The sequence below is a fragment of the Flavobacterium cucumis genome (genome assembly GCF_900148835.1).
Taxonomy (GTDB): domain Bacteria; phylum Bacteroidota; class Bacteroidia; order Flavobacteriales; family Flavobacteriaceae; genus Flavobacterium; species Flavobacterium cucumis.
In genome coordinates this window covers 524,576-541,708 of the sequence record NZ_FRYK01000001.1, presented here as the reverse complement: position 1 = coordinate 541,708, position 17,133 = coordinate 524,576, and the positions used below count along the sequence as shown (strand labels likewise).

Here is a 17,133-nt window from a genome sequence, read left to right as displayed (position 1 = left end):
AAATGGTTTCTTGTCTTTATCCTTGAATTTTGAATAAAACTTTTAAACTTTTAAACTAAAAACTATCTTTGCTCAAATTATTATAAAATCATGAAAAATTTTATTGAAGAAGTGACTTGGAGAGGAATGCTCCACGACGTAATGCCAGGCACCGAAGAACATTTGATGGAGCAGATGCGTGTGGCGTATGTGGGTATTGATCCAACCGCCGATTCATTGCATATAGGACATTTAGTTGGGGTGATGTTGTTAAAACATTTCCAATTGAGTGGTCATAAACCGTTAGCGCTTGTAGGTGGAGCAACCGGAATGATTGGTGATCCATCAGGGAAATCTAACGAACGAAATTTGCTAGACGAAGCTACTTTGCGTCACAATCAAGAAGCGATTAAAGGACAATTGGCTCGCTTCTTAGATTTTACTTCTGCCGAACCTAATGCTGCGGAGTTAGTAAATAACTACGATTGGATGAAAGAATTTTCATTCTTAGATTTCATTCGCGATGTGGGAAAACACATTACGGTGAACTACATGATGGCGAAAGATTCGGTTAAAAAACGATTGACGGGTGAAACTTCAGAAGGAATGTCATTTACAGAGTTTACCTACCAGTTAGTGCAAGGTTACGACTTCTTACATTTATACCGTGCAAAAAAATGTACGCTACAAATGGGTGGAAGTGATCAATGGGGGAATATTACTACAGGGACAGAGTTAGTCCGTAGAATTGAATCAGGTAAAGCGTATGCGTTGACCTGTCCGTTGATTACAAAAGCGGATGGAACGAAATTTGGTAAATCAGAAGGGGGCAATATTTGGTTAGATGCGGAAAGAACTTCGCCTTACAAATTCTACCAATACTGGTTAAATACTTCGGATGTTGATGCTCAAAAATACATTAAGATTTTCACCTTCTTAGATAAAGAAACGATTGAAAAGTTAATTGCAGTACACAACGAAGCGCCGCATTTAAGAGCGTTACAAAAACGTTTAGCAGAGGAAATTACTGTAATGGTTCATTCTGTAGCAGATTTAGAAAATGCTATTGCAGCTTCAAATGCGTTCTTTAGTCCGTCTATGGATGAACTTAAAAAGTTAGATGAGAAAACGTTTTTAGAAGTATTTGATGGTGTTCCTCAAGCTGAAATTTCTATGGAAGATTTGAATGCAGGTTTGGATATGATTGCAGCTTTAGCAGCAAAAACGAATTTCTTAGCGTCTAATAGTGATGCGCGTAGAGAATTGAAACAAAACTCAATTTCCTTAAACAAAGAGAAAGTAGGTGAAGATAAAATCATTACAAAAGAAGATTTAATTAACAATCAATTTTTGTTATTGCAAAAAGGAAAGAAAAATTATTACGTGATTAAGGTTAAATAACCATCAGGTTACAACCACGAATATCAGAGTTATCAAAACGTCCCAACACTTCGAAAGAATGGTTGGGATATTTTTTTCCCAAATCTTGTGTAGCAATAAACGAACACGAATTGATATTAGCCAAATCAATAACATTAATTCCTCCAGTTTTTCCCTCGGAAACGTAAGTTAACGCGTCTTCGGTATCGCGAATTAGAATTTGCATCCAAGGTGGACATTCGAAAATACCATCGCCAAGAGAATAGGCTTGTGAAAGTAATTCGGTCATGCCATATTCAGAATGAATCTTAGAAACGCCAAATCCGTCGCATAAAATGGAATGCAATTCTTCTCGAATCATTTCTTTTCGTTTGCCTTTCATGCCGCCGGTTTCCATGATGATGAGGTTGCCTCCTAACCCTCGAAGGGGGAATGAGTTAGATTGCGCATATTCTATTAGGTCTAATAAAGCATAGGTTACTCCAATAAGAATTGTGTTTTGACCTTCTTTATTTAGTTTTTCAATTTTTTGTAAAAGCTCATTATGGTTATTCAAATAAAATCCAGAATCATCATGATTGCTACTTTGAATTAAATCTTCCACCATATAAATCAGCGATGAACCTTCGCGCTCTAAATAGGATGGGAGTAAGGCTAAAACGCAATAATCTTCAATATTTCCATAAAATTCTGAAAAGCCTAAGCGATAACTCATTTCGTACCAACTCACATCCGTAACTAAATGTTTGCTCGTTTGCATTCCAGTGGTGCCACTACTCGTAAAGGTTTGTTGAATGGGTCCAGATGAACTTAAAACGTTATGACTTTTAAAAAACTGAATAGGCAAAAAAGGGATTTCCGTTAATGATTTTACTTTGGTTTTGTCTTTCTTTAAGAAGTTGCAAAATTGTTGGTACACTAAATTGTTATCGTACTGATGACGAAATACTTTTAAAGTAATTTTTTCAAATTCTTTTTTAGAACTAATTTGGAAAATAGCTTCTTGTGAAATCATGGTGCAAAAATAGGAAACAAATTTGTCTTAAATAAAAAAGCACCAACTTTCGTTGATGCTTTTTCTATTCTTTGTCATGCTGAATTTGTTTTCAGCATTTAAATTATTTATTGAATAACTAATTTTCTTGAAGCTGTTTTTCCTTCTTCTGTAATTTTTACAATGTAAACACCAGCATTTAAACCAGAAACGCTTACAGCATTATTCATTACGTTTGATTTTAAAACTTCTTTACCTAATACATCAAAAATTTGAACTGACATTGCAGCATTAGCAGTAGAAGTTAAGTATAATGTGTTTCCTTTTAAAGGGTTTGGATACATAGTTAAACCTTCAATTGCGTTGAATGATGATGAAGATAGCGTTACTTCAGCAAGTGAACGCGATACAACTTGAGGTACGCCATTAAATTCTGCAACTAAAACCACTCTATTTCCCGCTCCTTGAGGAACAATTTGTCCAATGTAGTCTGCTTCTGAAAATAAAGTTCTGAAAGCAATATCTGTTCCATCATTTAGATTGTAATTTTGAGAAGTAGCAAAAGCAACTACACCATCAGCGGTTGTGAAAGAAGCGTTGTTGATTTGTACTAATTCACTTTCGTAAGTTTCGATATTAGCAATAATGTCTGCAGCTGTAACGATTTGAGGAGTGATTACATTTCCTGAAGAAGCTACAGTTGCATTTTCTAATGGTAAAAGTTGAAGCACTCCACCAAATAAAGAAGTTTGCCCTTTTAAACCAGAAATTGCATCGCCAGCAACCATAGGTGTAGAAATTGTACCTGAAAGGTCATCAATTAAAATTCCTGCAGATGCATCTTGAATATATTTTTGATTTCTATTAGCTAAAGGTCTAGCAAAAGTAATAATTGGGTTGCTTGAAACTTGATAATATTTTCCAATTCCATTTAATTCAACATCAGCACGTAACGCTGCTAAATCTGCAACAACAGTTAAGTCTGCAACATCAAAAGTTACCGTTTGATTTACAGCAGGTGCAATAGGATTGTGAGAGTTGTCAACTAATTCAACATAAACAGTATAAGAGTTTCCTGGGGTTACTGGTATTGAAATAGGATCGGTATCATACTTCATAACTACAGCGCCACCATTGACTGTGTAGTGTATATGACCATCACCTGTGCCATTAGCAACATTGAAATTGTTTATGGATAAAACCACATCTACACTTGTTGTGTTTGGATTGAATGTTGTTGCATTTGCAGGAGCTGTAATTAATAATGAAGGTATAGGTGTTCCACTGAAAGCTGTCCAACTAATATTATCAATTGTTGTTTGTCTGTTGGTAGTTGTTGCTCCAATATTTTTTATTCTAATCGTTACGTTACCAGGTTGATTTACAGTGTGTGTGAAGGTGTAAATTGTGGTTTCTTCTCCAGAAATAGTGCCAAAAGTAGCTGTTGTTGCAATTGCCACTCCATTGACAAGTAATTCTAGTTGTCTTTCTGTAGTTCCTGTGAATGCTTTTCTGTATTCAAAAGTAAAGTCTCCAATACCTCCTGGTATTGTTGCCTCAAGATAACTGTCAGAAGCTCTTCTTAACATTAAGCCTTTTCCGTTTATTGCATATATGTCTTCATTTCTTGAATGACCATATGTCCAAGTAATTCCTCCATTTCCAACGAAACTACCATCTAAGTAAGATGCAGTTGCTGTTGAATTTGTAAAATCTTCACTACCTTGTGAATAAATAGTGGATAAAGAAAAGAAGGTAAATAATAAAAAGTAAAGTTTTTTCATATTTTATTTTAGTTTTAATTGAATACAAATTTAAATTATTAAAATGAATTGAAAGAATTCAAATGTTAAGTTTTAATTAATTATTAACTTCCTAGTTGCCGTTGCCTCCCCTTCTTTAATTTTGATAATGTAAACGCCAGCTGTAAGGTTGCTAATATTAACCTCTTTTGAAGTAATAACTATTTCTAATACTTTTTTTCCAAGTACATTAAAAATTTCTACTTTTTTATCCAAAGAAGATTTTGAAGAGATAAAAATTTTACCTGAGTTTACAGGATTTGGATATATGGCCAAACCTTCAATAGTAGGTTCTTGTGTTTTGCCAATAACCGATTGCTTATTTTCCTGTGCTACTGCGTTCATGGAAAATAAAACAAATATAAAAAAAGAAGTAAAAAAGTATTTTTTTATCATTGGCTTACAGATAGTAAAGTGTAAAGATAATAAAAATTTTCAAAAATGATGCCGTTTTTTGATTTACATAGTATTTACTTATGCTGTAAAGCAAGTTATAATTTTATGGAAACATTAAATTTTTTTAATTTATTTTGGTTTTATAAAAAAGAATGGGATGAAAAATTCATCCCATTTAATTTATTTTAATTTATATTCTATTAGAAAGCATAACCTGTCCAAGAGAATAAACTAGTTGCTACACCACCTGTGGTTCCATTTGACACAGTTAAGGTTGCTCCAGGACCATTTACATTATCATTAATATCAAGTCCATTTGCACTATTTCCTATTGCAGTTATGTTAGTGGCAGCAGTAGCATTACCTCTTGAGTCATTAAGATCAATAAAATCTGCAAAAACAGAAGCCGTACCTACCTCAATATAAGCACCAGTAATAGTAGCAGTAGCACCTCTTCTTACTTTAATTGCATCTGTTAATTCCATTCCTCCTTTATGAATTATTGAAATTCCATTGATGGTGAAATTCGATTGATTGATATCAGTTGGTGAATTACCATCTAAATTACCATCTGCTTCAATTCCTCTTGGATCAGATGTAACTGCTGTATATCCAGCCTCACGAATTCCGTATAAATTACTACAAGTTCCGGTATATCCTTGAGAAAAATCAAACATATCATCTTTAGGATTTACTACTAAAATATTTGAAGTGTTAACGGTTCCACCAAAAAATTCAATTGCATCATCATCTCCATTTTTAATAAAAATGTTTGAAATTGTTGTCCCTGATCCTACACCATTTAATGTTAATCCATTATGCTCAGTTTCATCATCTATTCTTGCTCCAGTGTATTCCAAGATAACGTAATCTAAAATACCAGAGTTGTCATTACTAACATCACCGCCAAAAAAGATATTGTTATTGACTTCTGTTGCAGCATTACTTGTACTTGAAGCTTGTCTGCTCACAGGGGCTTTCCCGTTTATAATTAAACCTCCCCAATCGCCTGGAGCTGGATTACTTGCGTTTGAAGTAAATCGTATTGGATTTGAAGCTGTACCGTCAGCTATGATTCTGCCTCCCTTTTCAACCAATATGTAAACATCTGTACCACCTGCTAAAGCTTTAATAGTAACACCAGCATCTATAGTTAATGTTGCTCCATCCTTAACTAAAAGAGTGCCATTTAACACATACTCAGTTCCATTATTTTCTAGTCTTAAATTGGTGGTTAAATTTCCAGATAAATTCTCTGTAGATGGACCGTTTGATGAATTACTGTCATCATCTGTTGAACATGAATTTAATAGTAATACAGAACTAGCTAAAGCCGTTAATAAAATTTTTTTCATTTTTTTTAAATTTGTGTTATTTAATAATACAAACATAAGATTGACTTATTAATTGAATGTTTAATTAAAATCAAAAATTCGTTATGAATTTTCAAAAAAATTAGAAACTAATCCCAAATCCTAACGATAAGTTTACACCTCTTTTAAAATCCCTTAACACTACATTTTCTCCGTTGTTCGCGCCATCTCTACTTAATTGGAAATCAGGATTTAAAAGGTTTTGACCTTTTAAACTTAAACTGTAATTTTTGTTCAAGTTTAATTTTGCTACAAAATCTAAAGTAGGGATTGATTTTTCTATAATATTTTCAAAACCTCTTGTCCCAATTGAATATACTCTATCGCTGAAGTAATTTAAAATTAAAGTACTAGTCAGACTTGATTCATTTTTAAATTTTCTAGTGTAAGTTAAATCCGAATTTATTAGTAATGGAGTTGCTCCTTCTAATTCACTAGTTTTTTTAGTAAATTGAGCTACTGAATTTCTGTCTAAATTAACTTCTGAAAATAAATAAGATGCATTCAATCCAAATGAAAGTAAGTTTTTATTCGTTTCATTTTCTTGACCATTAATAATATTCTTTCTTAATTCTAGCTCAATTCCAAAAACATTTGCTCTTTCACCTATGTTAAGATAAGTTAAAGTATTGCCCCCACTTGGGATTTCAGAACGAGCTATTGGATTTAAAATTTGTTTTCCAAAACCTGTAATAGAAAATAGTTCACCATTTCCAAAGAATCTCTCATATTTTAAATCAAAATTATAATTTTCTGAAGGCTCTAGATCAGGATTACCTTGACTAGAGAAACTTACATCTTGATACTTGAAGGGTGCTATCTCTTTAAATTGTGGATAGGTATATGTTTTACTCGAGCTGAATCTTAGAATTGAGTTTTCATTAAAGTTGTATTTCAATGACAAACTAGGTAAAAGGTATAAATCCTCTAAATTTGCTTTTCCATTGGTAGCACTATTTGAGATGTTAGTATCATATTTTGCTTCCTGAAACGCAAATTCCCCTCTTAGTCCCACTAGAGCAACTAGATTCTCATTAAATGAATGGGTGTATTTTCCATAACCAGCTCCAATAAATCGAACCGCATTATAGGTGAAGGGATCGAAAACTCTAGGATTACTTGCCGTTCCTCTTCCTGTTTCCAGTTCAAAAATTCCATTATCTAAGGACGCTTGATTGAAAATTAAATCAGGATTGTTTACATCAATTTCAGTTCGTGTTGAAAAATCGTGGTTAAAAATAATACTTTGAAAATCTCTTTTCGTATATCTAACATCACCACCAAGTTCAAAAATTCTAGTTTTATTTTCACCACCAAAATCATAAGTAAAGAACGAATTTGCTACATAATCTTTTTCTTTTAGATTTGAATAAAAACGTTCATTCTCTCCAGCACTATTAGTTTGTGGGGCAAAAAAACCATCTCGAAACAAATAATTATTAGATCTTCTGTCAGGTTCGTTACCAGTTACAGTATTAAAAGCTAATCCAATGTGATATTTAATTTTTTCTGATAACTTAAAGTCTCCAATTAATTGATTTACAAAAAGTAAATTATCGTTAACTTGTTGACGTACTAATAATTCTAAATCCCCCGTTTGTTCAGGATTATTCTCCCCAAAATAATCTCCATAAGATTGGTTATTATTATGAATTAAAATATTGTTTAAAGCAATTGAATTTCCATCGCCAAATTTGTATTTCATATTATTCATCACTAATTGTGATACATTGTAGTTGTATTTGTTGAAGTTTTGATTTAGATAAACTTGTCCAAGTGAATTTGTTTGTTTGATATTTCCTTCAGTATACAAATAGTTATTATCTAAACTACCTACAAGGAATAGAGAAAGTTTTCCTTTACCAATGTTAAATTTTCTTCCTCCTGATATTGAAAAGCCATTATTTATCTGTAAATTTTGTTCATTTGGTTTTAGATTGTTCTTGAAATCATAAACCGTAATACTTGAAATTGTATTCTTAGTTCTTTGGGTTCCAAACCAATTAGTACCGTCAATCAGTTTGAAGTTTTCGCCCAAGGTCTGCGTATTAATACCATTTGAAAAATTGATATCAATTTCTTTATCTTTCCCCAATTCTTTTGAAGTAATATCAATATTGGCTCCACCAACATCACCAAGAAAGTTAGAACTAAATGTTTTGTTAATACTAACGTTTTGTATTAATTCTGAACCAAAAAAGTCAAGAGATATGTTTTTGTATTCGGGATCGTCCGAGGGTAAAGCTAATCCATTTAAGGAAGTAGAATTGTATCGGTCGCCTAAACCTCTTACAATGACATTTTTAACACCTTGTTGTTTGGTTACACCACTTGTTTTTGTAACTGCTGCTTCTGCATTACTTACTCCTTTTCTTGATAGTTCTTGTGCGCCAATTGCCTGTTTAAATTCAACAGCTTTTTGTTGCTCTTGAAGCAAAACACTCTCTTTTTCTTTTAAGATTGTTTGGACAATTTCAATATCTTTCAATTGAACGCCACTAGCTTCAAGGGTGTGATTAATTATCTTTTTTTCATTGGCTTTTAAAGAAAAGGCTATTTCTTTGTTTTCATATCCTAAATAACCAAAAATTATGGTATAATTTCCAGGCTTTAATGTTAAGGAATACTTACCATTTTCATCTGTTGTAGTTCCTTGTGGTGAACCTTTAATCATTACATTTGCAAATGGCAACGGTTCATTGTTCATTTCTTTATCTAGGATTACTCCAGAGACGGTTCCATTCTGTGCAAAAGAAATTACACTAAATAAAAGGATTGAAAATAATAAACGTAGTTTCATGTTGTGTTGTTAAATTTTGGTGCAAAGAAACCGCTATTGTGTTACAAGAAAGTTACTCGTTTATTATGAATTGGTTGCGAATGCGTTACCGAATTGTTAATACATTAAATAATTGTAAACTCCTTTGAACATTTTATTTTATCTTTACCTTTACAATTCAAAAAGTAAGCAAATTCGTAATGAAAAAAAAGGATATAAAAATCTTATTGGTTGATGATGAGCAAGATATATTAGAAATTGTAGGGTATAATCTTTCTCAAGAAGGCTACCAAATTGTAACGGCTACTAATGGTAAAGAAGCTATCGCTAAAGCAAAAAAAGAACAGCCCGACTTGATCATAATGGATGTTATGATGCCCGAAATGGATGGGATGGAAGCTTGTGAAAACATCAGAAAAATTCCAGAACTACAGAATACCATCATTACTTTTTTAACTGCTCGTTCAGAAGATTATTCTCAAGTTGCTGGATTTGATGCCGGTGCAGACGATTACATTGCTAAGCCAATTAAACCAAAAGTATTGGTGAGTAAAGTTAAAGCGCTTTTAAGAAGAGCTAAAACCAATGATGACACTATCTCCACAACTACATTAGTAGTAGGGAATATTGAAATTAATAGAGAAGAATACAAAATCATTAGCAGTGGTAAGGAAATTATTTTACCAAGAAAGGAGTTTGAATTGTTCTATTTGTTAGCTACTAAACCAGGTAAAGTTTTTACAAGAGAAGAGATTTTAGATAAAGTATGGGGAAATGAAGTAGTGGTAGGAGGCAGAACGATTGACGTGCACATCAGAAAATTAAGAGAAAAAATAGGAGACGATTTCTTTAAAACAATTAAAGGTGTTGGTTACAAAATTGAATTCTAATGCAACTAAATTTTAAGAAATCATACAAGTTTGCCTTTAAGTCGGCATCCTATATTACTCTGTTTTTTTTAGGCGTATTTGTACTCTATCATTTTTTTATAGCTCCTTTGCAATTAGTATTTGTTTTTGGATTTGCTTTTTGTTTATTTCTTTTTTCCTTCTTGTTAATTCAGTACAGAGTTGAAACTTTTATCTATAAAAGAGTAAAGAAAATTTACGATGATGTTTCTTTACTTGAAAATACCTCTTTTAGAAATCAACCTATTACAACAGACATGGCTACCTTGACAAAGGAAGTTCAAAAATTTGCTCGAGATAAAAAACTTGAAATTGAAACGTTAAAAATTAGAGAAGAATATCGAAGAGAATTTCTAGGAAATGTTTCTCATGAGTTGAAGACACCATTATTTACAGTTCAAGGATACTTGTTAACTTTATTAGATGGTGCTATGGATGATAAAAGTATACGAAAAAAATACCTACAACGTGCCGAAAAAGGAGTAGAGCGTTTGATTTATATTGTCAAGGACTTAGATATGATCACCAAATTAGAAACGGGTGATATTCATTTAGATCTCTCAAGATTTAATATTGTTGAGGTAATTCAAAATGTCTTTGATTTACTCGAAATGAAAGCTGCCAAAAAAAATATCACATTAACTTTTGATACTAAATACGCTAAACCTATTTGGACCCTTGGTGATAGAGAAAAAATTCAACAAGTGGTTACGAATCTTGTTGTTAATTCTATTAAATATGGCAAAGAAGGCGGAACAACTGAAGTAGGTATTGAAGATTTGATTGACAACAAAATTATTGTTAGAATTACTGATAACGGGGAAGGAATAGAAAAACAACATATTTCTCGTTTATTTGAACGTTTTTATCGTGTTGATAAAAGCGGTGCAAGAAGTGAAGGTGGTTCAGGATTAGGACTGGCTATTGTTAAACATATTATAGAAGGACATAACGAAAAAATCTATATTGAAAGTCAGTTTGGAGTAGGTTCAGAGTTTTCATTTACCATGGAAAAGGCTAAATAAACTTGGCCAATTTATGGTTTCCCAATTCAAAGAATGAAATCCGTTGTAAAAATCGATTTTCTCTAATTTCGAGATCTTAAATTGCTCTTGTTTACAACTCGGAGCTATGGCCTCCGATTTGAATTTTTTTGCAAGATATACTTGTTCATACTGTCCTGGCGTTGGAATAAAAAATGCTTTCTTATTCAATTTAGCCAAATCCATTACTGTTGTGTATCCTGAGCGACATAAAATAACATTACTTTCATTGAATGATGTTTCAAGTTGATTGGAAGTCATAAAATTGTAATAAGTGATATTTCCCTTCTTTGTAATGACTTGAGAAGAGGCTACTTTCCCTTGTATGAATAATACTTCTTGGGAATAATTTTTTAATTCTGAAATAATTTTTTCTTCAAGGAAGGTTCGTTGTGGCTCAGGACCCGACAAAATAACCATCAAATCATATCGAATCGGGAGTATTTCTTTTTTAAATCTACTGAGAGGCCCAATATATTGTATGTTTTTAAGAGGGTTATTCATATGACCTAATTTCCCTGATAAATTTGGAAAGTTTTCCACATCTGGTACCCAACACGAATTGTATTTTTTAATAAAATTTAAATGTACTTTTGTAGTAAGCCAAGACGTTTTTCCTGAGAGGACATTTAATTGGTGTGTAATGAAAACACTTGGAATTTTTTTTGAAAACACGCCAAGCCTATTGTCTGAAATGATTCCTTTTATTTCGTAATCAGCAATTATTTTTTTTATGGCTTTCTTCTCTTTACTAATAGCACGAAACATTTTTGGCATTTGCGCTAATAATTTCCACTTAAAATTCTTGCCGTTTTCGGCATATAAAATATTGTAAGGAGGTAACTCAATTGTTGTTAAATGAGGGAATTCTTTTTTAAGTAAGGTTAAAGCAATGCCATCAGAAGCAAGAATAGGTTCAAAATTATTTTCTTCTAATGCCTTTATAATAGGAATACATCTGGTTGCATGTCCTAATCCCCAATTTAATGGTGCTATGAGTATCTTTTTTTTTATCATTTCTTTAAAACGGCAATAAATTGTTTAGCTAATTCATTCTCATGCTCAAAACTGTACTCATGCTCATCTGAACTAAAGTTTCGATCGTGTTGGTACAATTTCCACTTTCTTTTATGGTATTCTAATGCTGTCAAATTTTCAACCCAATCCCCCGAATTCAAATAGAAAACGTTTCCTTTTTCTTTTTCTACAAATTCAATTTTTGGTTCATGGATATGACCACAAATTACATAATCGTAGTTATTTTCAATAGCTAATTCTATACAAACATTTTCAAAGTTAGTTATAAATTTAACAGCTGATTTTACATTCGTTTTAATTTTCTTTGAAAGCGAATACGGTTCTTTATTAAATCGAGCTAAAGCCCAGTTGATGAATCGATTAATTAAAATAAGGATGTCGTAACCCCAACCTCCTAATTTTGCTAGCCACTTGGCTTGTGTAATGGAAGCGTCAAAAACGTCGCCATGAAAAATCCAGGCTCTTTTATGGTCTAATTCCAATACGAGTTTATCGATTAAACTAATGTTTCCCATGTGTAAATCGGTAAATTTCCTAAGAAATTCATCGTGATTTCCTGTTATGTAGTACACTTTTGTGCCTTTCGTACTCATCGAAATGATTTTCTTAATCACCTCTAGATGTTTCGAAGGAAAGTAGGATTTTCTAAATTGCCAAATATCGATAATATCACCATTTAGAATTAAAATTTTAGGTTTTATCGAAGTTAAATATTCTAATAATTCTTTCGCATGGCAACCATATGTTCCAAGATGGACATCGGAAATAACAACTACTTCAACTTTACGTTTCTTCAAAATACAAATTTTAAGCAAAAGACTAAAACGTATCTAATGTTAAGGTTATTGAAACATTATTAAAAGTTTATTTGTGTTGCTAATTATTTGCTTAATTTTGTCCAAAATAAAATTAGAAGTGGGAAGTAAGAATAAATTAAAGCGATTTAAAGAGAACGAAACGTTTACTAATGTGTTCCAGCCAACAAGAGAAGAAGTGGTGGGCGACCAATTTCCGTTGAAAGGAAAGTGGAGTAGTGATTTCTTTAAAAATGATAATCCAATTGTATTAGAATTAGGTTGCGGAAAAGGAGAATACTCTGTTGGGTTGGCCGAAAGATTTCCTGAAAAAAATTTCATAGGAATTGACATCAAAGGTGCAAGATTTTGGCGTGGTGCAAAAACCGCGGTAGAATCGGGTATGAATAACGTAGCTTTTGTGAGAACGCAAATTGAATTAATCAATCATATTTTTACTGAAAACGAGGTTTCTGAAATTTGGATTACCTTCCCAGATCCACAAATCAAATACAAAAGAACAAAGCACAGAATGACGAATGCTGAGTTTTTAGACCGCTATAAAAAAATTCTAAAGCCAAGCGGATTCATGCATTTAAAAACCGATTCGGAATTTATGCACGGGTATACCTTAGGATTGTTACATGGTTTAGGTCATGAAGTAATTTACGCGAACCACAATGTGTATAAAAATGAAGGGGCGCCGGCAGAAGTAACAGAAATACAAACATTTTACGAGAGCCAATATCTAGAAATTAATAAACCCATTACCTACATCAAGTTCCGAATTAAGTAATCTTTGTTACTAACAGATGGGGTTAAAACCATCTATTTTAGAAAATAAAACCAACTGTATGACATTAGTAGTAGCTTTTATATTAGGATTTTTTATTGCCGCCGTAGGAATTGTTGCACCAGGTATGTTGAATATGACCATAGCAAAAATAAGTGTAAGCGAAAGTAAAAAAGAAGCTCTTTTGTTTGCTTTTGGAGCTGTAGTTGTTGTTTTAATTCAGTGTTTTGTTGGGGTTTATTTTGCAAAGTTTATTGATGCCAACCCTAGTGTTAGTGAAAACTTAAAAAAATTCGGGACAGTTATATTCATTTTACTTACTTTTTTCTTCCTATTTAATGGGATACGGGCCAAAAAACCCAAACCAGAAGTTCAAATCAAAAACAAAAAAAATCGTTTTGTTTACGGAGCTACACTTTCCTCACTAAATATGTTTGCAGTACCTTATTATGCTTTCATAAGTTTAACTTTAGCATCAAAAGAAGTTTTTGATTTTGAGTTGTTATCTATTGTGGTGTTTTCTATTGCGGCTGCACTAGGAACATATACCATATTCTATTTATATGCCATCTTGTTTAAGAAAATAGAGCATAAAGTAAGTTTTATTTCTAATAATATAAATTTTCTAATTGCTGCCATCACAGGATTGGTAGCCGTATCTTCAATGTATAAATTACTAGCGACTTAAGATTGGTATCAAACAGTTCGAATAACGACAACTTTTTTGAACGAGTTTATGAAATCGTTCGTCAAATCCCCGAAGGGAAAGTAACATCTTATGGGGCAATTGCCAAAGCGCTTGGCGCAGCGCGTTCGGCTAGAATGGTTGGATGGGCAATGAATGCTTCACATGGATTAGAAGGTGTGCCGGCACATCGAGTTGTCAATAGAAATGGATTACTTTCTGGTAAACATCATTTTCAAGGCACTAATTTAATGCAGCAACTTTTAGAAAATGAAGGAATACAAGTGGTAAATAACCAAATTGTAGATTTTGAGAATCATTTTTGGAATCCAGTTCAAAAAGGATAGTCTTTTCATTGAATTACAGTGGTTTATAATTCTTCTTCTCAGATTAAAAGCATAATTAGATGCTTAAACCTTTCTTAAAATAATACTAAAGTTTTTCTATAAACGTGATATTTGTCATGTTGTGCCTTTTTTTTTCATGCGAAATTTGTACTATAAAATTAGAACAAATAGTATTCAATAAAATTTAGGTATTATGAGCAAATTTAAAACACAGATTAGAACTTTACTAACACTTTTAATAGTGGGATGTAATATGAGTACTTTGATAGCTCAAGAATCAAAAGTTGTTTTAGCGGAGAGTAACTTAAAAGTACTCGGAACCTCAAATCTACACGATTGGGAAATTAATGCTAAAGCAATGAGCGGAAAGGCATCATTAGCAATTGAGGCAAATGATTTAAAAGCAATCAAAAATTTAGATTTTTCTGTTGAAGTAGAACAGTTGAAAAGTGGTAAAAGCGGAATGGACAACAACACTTTCAAAGCATTAAACAGTAAAACTTACAAAACCATTAATTTTAAACTGGTTAGTGTTACTAAAATTTCAGAAAAATCAGAAAACAATTTTACAATTGAAACACAAGGAGATTTAACCATTTCTGGAGTTACTAAAAGAATCAATCAAACCTTTGCAGTAAAACTTGTGGGTAAGAAAGCGGTTTTTTCAGGAAAAACAAAAATCGATATGACCGTTTATGGTGTAAAACCCCCAACAGCTTTAATGGGAACAATTAAAACGGGTAAAGATGTAACGGTTGATTACAAAGTAACTTATAATTAAACAAAACGTATTAAATTTTAAAAATCATGAGAACATTTATTAAATTATCGTTAGTAATTGCAGCCTTAGGCTTAAGTGCAGGTATACAGGCTCAAAATAGAGATTTAGACAATTACAGACAACCAGATAAAAGAGGAGTTAATGTATTTGAAAGCCCAAAAGATACTGCTTCCACATTTGATGGAGTAAAAGTTAGAGTAGGAGGTGCTTCAACACTTCAATATCAAGCTTTAGATCACGAAAATGCAACAGGAGCAACGGCTTTAATACCAATTGGAAATAACTTTAACTTAGCTACTGCCAACTTAGATTTAGACGTAGCTTTAGCAAAAGGGGTTAGAATGCATTTAAGAACTTATTTGTCTTCTCGTCACCACCCAGAACCTTATGTAAAAGGGGGGTATTTTCAAATTGATAATTTAGATTTTATCAAAGAAGGTTTATTAGAAGAAACAATGAAGTATGTTACCATTAACATTGGACATATGGAAAATAATTATGGGGACGCTCACTTTAGACGTTCTGATAATGCACAAGCTATTTACAACCCGTTTGTTGGAAATTATATAATGGATGCATTTACAACTGAAGTTGGAGCAGAAGTTTACTTTAGAAAAAACGGATTCATTTCGATGATTGGAGCAACTAACGGTAAATTAAACCAAGGAGCTAACGCGCCAAGTGCTACAAGTCCATCAGTTATGGCGAAATTAGGATACGACAAACAAATGAATGAAGATTTCAGATTTAGAATTACAGGTTCTATCTATAACTCAGCTCAATCTGCAAGAACTTATTTATATGGTGGTGATAGAGCAGGTTCAAGATACTATTTTGTAATGGAGCCTACAACAGCGACTTCATCTGCGAATTACTCTTCTGGATTAGTTAATCCGGGTTTAACAAACAAGCTGACTGCAATTATGGTAAACCCATTTGTGAAATACAAAGGTTTCGAGTTCTTTGGTTTATTTGAAACGGTTTCAGGTAGAAAAATTGCTGAAACAGATCGAAGAAACTTTACACAATTAGGTGCAGATTTATTATACCGCTTCGGTAAAGATGAAAACTTATACGTGGCAGGTCGTTACAATTCAGTTTCTGGAGAGTTAGATGCAACCCAAGATATTGATGTACAAAGAATTTCTCTTGGTGCAGGTTGGTTTATGACTAAAAATATCTTAGCAAAAGTTGAATATGTGAACCAAAGCTACGATGGTTATACAGCTGGAAGTATCCTTGATGGAGGTAAATTCAGCGGATTTATTGCAGAAGCAGTAATTAGTTTCTAAAAAATAGTAAATTTAAAAGCGAAAAGTTCATAAGCTTTTCGCTTTTTCTTTAAGGTTATGAAGACAATAGGTATTATAGCGGTTATTATTCTTTTGAGTTTTGGATTTTCTAAAAATCAAACTAAGGTTAAAATCACGAACAAAAGTGAGGTTTCGATTAAAGGAAAATCTAATGTCAATAGTTTTGAATGTAAATACAATTCTGATTTTATCGAGAATGATTTGCAAGTTTCTATTTCGAGATATAGTGATAAAATTCTACTAGAGGGAGCTAAAATTGCAATTAAAAGTACTGGTTTTGATTGCGCGCATAGAATGATTACAAAAGATTTTAAAACCATACTCAAAGCAGATGACTACCCTCATATTGTAATTAACGTTAAAGAGATTAGTACTGCCAAAGAAAATATAACTACTAAGTTACATGTAAAAATTGCTGGTGTTGAAAAAGAATATTTAGTACCCGTAATGTTTAATCAAAACACAAATAATGTGAAAGGACAATTGAAGTTGAACATCAAAGATTTTAAATTAAAATCGCCTAAAAAATTATTAGGCATGGTGGTAGTTAATGACAATGTAGATATCCACTTCAATCTGTTCTTGCAATATTAATACTTTTTTCATTTAGTATAAAAAAGCAATCTTTTGATGAAAGGTTGCTTTTTTGATTCAATTATAGATTCTAACTATCAAATTATAAAAACTTTAAACTTCTAAAGTTTCATACTCCTAAACTTCTTATTATC

General features: G+C 32.3%; 16 protein-coding genes. 9 read left to right on the top strand and 7 right to left on the bottom strand.

The features are described 5' to 3' along the window. Window positions 1-90 precede the first annotated feature (90 nt). Window positions 91-1,380, top strand: a complete 1,290-nt coding sequence (tyrS, locus tag BUE95_RS02555) for a tyrosine--tRNA ligase (RefSeq protein ID WP_073581109.1) — start codon at window positions 91-93, stop codon at window positions 1,378-1,380. On the opposite strand, the gene BUE95_RS02550 is transcribed toward tyrS, so the two are convergent. The 5 genes from BUE95_RS02550 to BUE95_RS02530 all read right to left on the bottom strand — a co-directional run bounded on the left by BUE95_RS02550 (window position 1,373) and on the right by BUE95_RS02530 (window position 8,724). After that, the gene (locus BUE95_RS02550; protein WP_073581108.1) at window positions 1,373-2,374 is read right to left on the bottom strand and encodes a LuxE/PaaK family acyltransferase; all 1,002 of its coding nucleotides are present in this window, start codon (window positions 2,372-2,374) and stop codon (window positions 1,373-1,375) included. The genes tyrS and BUE95_RS02550 overlap by 8 nt on opposite strands. Before the next feature lie 107 nt (window positions 2,375-2,481). Beyond that, complete coding sequence (locus BUE95_RS02545) at window positions 2,482-4,137, bottom strand: T9SS type A sorting domain-containing protein (RefSeq protein WP_073581107.1); 1,656 nt, start codon at window positions 4,135-4,137, stop codon at window positions 2,482-2,484. Window positions 4,138-4,209: 72 nt separating this feature from the next. Further along, the gene (locus BUE95_RS02540) at window positions 4,210-4,500 is read right to left on the bottom strand and encodes a T9SS type A sorting domain-containing protein (protein WP_394333983.1); all 291 of its coding nucleotides are present in this window, start codon (window positions 4,498-4,500) and stop codon (window positions 4,210-4,212) included. 251 nt (window positions 4,501-4,751) lie between these two features. Beyond that, the gene (locus BUE95_RS02535; RefSeq protein WP_073582388.1) at window positions 4,752-5,906 is read right to left on the bottom strand and encodes an autotransporter outer membrane beta-barrel domain-containing protein; all 1,155 of its coding nucleotides are present in this window, start codon (window positions 5,904-5,906) and stop codon (window positions 4,752-4,754) included. A 100-nt stretch (window positions 5,907-6,006) separates the two neighbouring features. After that, entirely contained in the window at window positions 6,007-8,724 is a 2,718-nt protein-coding gene (locus BUE95_RS02530) for a TonB-dependent receptor (RefSeq protein ID WP_073581105.1), read from the bottom strand. A 179-nt stretch (window positions 8,725-8,903) separates the two neighbouring features. On the opposite strand from BUE95_RS02530, the gene BUE95_RS02525 reads away from it, so the two are divergent. Continuing rightward, window positions 8,904-9,593 carry a response regulator transcription factor gene (locus BUE95_RS02525; RefSeq protein ID WP_073581104.1) on the top strand — a complete coding sequence of 230 codons (690 nt, stop codon included), beginning with the start codon at window positions 8,904-8,906 and terminating at the stop codon, window positions 9,591-9,593. Next, window positions 9,593-10,636 (top strand): sensor histidine kinase, encoded by a 1,044-nt coding sequence (locus BUE95_RS02520; protein WP_073581103.1) that lies wholly within the window; start codon window positions 9,593-9,595, stop codon window positions 10,634-10,636. The genes BUE95_RS02525 and BUE95_RS02520 overlap by 1 nt, the downstream gene beginning before the upstream one ends. On the opposite strand, the gene BUE95_RS02515 is transcribed toward BUE95_RS02520, so the two are convergent. Then, the gene (locus tag BUE95_RS02515; RefSeq protein WP_073581102.1) at window positions 10,610-11,671 is read right to left on the bottom strand and encodes a glycosyltransferase; all 1,062 of its coding nucleotides are present in this window, start codon (window positions 11,669-11,671) and stop codon (window positions 10,610-10,612) included. The two genes, BUE95_RS02520 and BUE95_RS02515, sit on opposite strands and share 27 nt — an antisense overlap. Beyond that, a complete protein-coding gene (locus BUE95_RS02510) occupies window positions 11,668-12,489 on the bottom strand; it encodes a UDP-2,3-diacylglucosamine diphosphatase (protein ID WP_073581101.1) in 822 nt (273 codons plus the stop codon). Before BUE95_RS02510 ends, BUE95_RS02515 begins: the two co-directional genes overlap by 4 nt. A 118-nt stretch (window positions 12,490-12,607) precedes the next feature. Between BUE95_RS02510 and trmB the strand changes: the two genes are divergently transcribed. From trmB to BUE95_RS02480, 6 genes are all read left to right on the top strand, one after another. Continuing rightward, window positions 12,608-13,282 (top strand): tRNA (guanosine(46)-N7)-methyltransferase TrmB, encoded by a 675-nt coding sequence (gene trmB / locus BUE95_RS02505; RefSeq protein WP_073582386.1) that lies wholly within the window; start codon window positions 12,608-12,610, stop codon window positions 13,280-13,282. Between the two features lie 58 nt (window positions 13,283-13,340). Beyond that, on the top strand, window positions 13,341-13,967 hold the full coding sequence (locus BUE95_RS02500; protein ID WP_073582384.1) for a LysE family transporter: 627 nt from the start codon (window positions 13,341-13,343) through the stop codon (window positions 13,965-13,967). A 2-nt stretch (window positions 13,968-13,969) separates the two neighbouring features. After that, window positions 13,970-14,311, top strand: a complete 342-nt coding sequence (locus BUE95_RS02495) for an MGMT family protein (RefSeq protein WP_073581100.1) — start codon at window positions 13,970-13,972, stop codon at window positions 14,309-14,311. Window positions 14,312-14,504: 193 nt separating this feature from the next. Further along, window positions 14,505-15,092: a YceI family protein gene (locus BUE95_RS02490; protein WP_073581099.1), complete on the top strand. Its 588-nt coding sequence runs from the start codon at window positions 14,505-14,507 to the stop codon at window positions 15,090-15,092. Between the two features lie 26 nt (window positions 15,093-15,118). Further along, window positions 15,119-16,384: a hypothetical protein gene (locus tag BUE95_RS02485; protein WP_200778596.1), complete on the top strand. Its 1,266-nt coding sequence runs from the start codon at window positions 15,119-15,121 to the stop codon at window positions 16,382-16,384. A 57-nt stretch (window positions 16,385-16,441) separates the two neighbouring features. Then, window positions 16,442-16,999 carry a YceI family protein gene (locus tag BUE95_RS02480; RefSeq protein WP_073581097.1) on the top strand — a complete coding sequence of 186 codons (558 nt, stop codon included), beginning with the start codon at window positions 16,442-16,444 and terminating at the stop codon, window positions 16,997-16,999. Window positions 17,000-17,133: the final 134 nt, after the last annotated feature.